Below are 551 nucleotides of genomic sequence, written 5' to 3'. Positions count from 1 at the left end.
AAGGCCGAACTATGGGTTCTGAGTGGCTTGCCTTGCTGATGTTTGCCGGTTTCTTTTTCATCTTGCTCAGCGGCTATCCCGTCGCTTATTCCTTCGTGGCGACCTCGATCATCTTCGGCCTGCTGGGGTTGGCGCTGGGGGAGTTCAATCTTAATCGCCTGTTGCTTCTGCCCAACGTCTGGTTCGGCACGATGTCGAACTTCACGCTGCTGGCCATACCGTTCTTTGTCTTTCTCGGCACCGTCTTCGAAAAATCCGGTCTGGCCGAGGAGCTGCTGGAGACGGTGGGCGTCCTGCTTGGCCCGTTGCGCGGCGGTCTGGCGCTGACCGTGGTGGTGGTCGGCACGCTGCTGGCGGCGACGACCGGTGTGGTGGCGGCGACCATCATCGTCATGGGGATGCTTTCGCTGCCGACCATGCTGAAGTATGGCTACGACAAACAGCTGGCCAGCGGCGTGATCATTGCTTCCGGCACGCTGGCGCAGCTGATCCCGCCCAGCCTGGTGCTGGTAGTGCTCAGCGACCAGATCGGCGTGGGCGTGGGCGACCTG

At 61.5% G+C, this 551-nt stretch carries 1 protein-coding gene; it reads left to right on the top strand.

The genetic code is table 11. From position 1 onward, the window contains the following. Positions 1-11: 11 nt before the first annotated feature. The coding region (locus tag NZU74_20275; protein MCS6883666.1) for a TRAP transporter large permease subunit at positions 12-551 on the top strand (540 nt) is incomplete at its 3' end.

Source organism: Chloroflexaceae bacterium (assembly GCA_025057155.1).
GTDB lineage: Bacteria > Chloroflexota > Chloroflexia > Chloroflexales > Chloroflexaceae > JACAEO01.
This window is presented reverse-complemented; position numbering and strand designations above follow the sequence as displayed.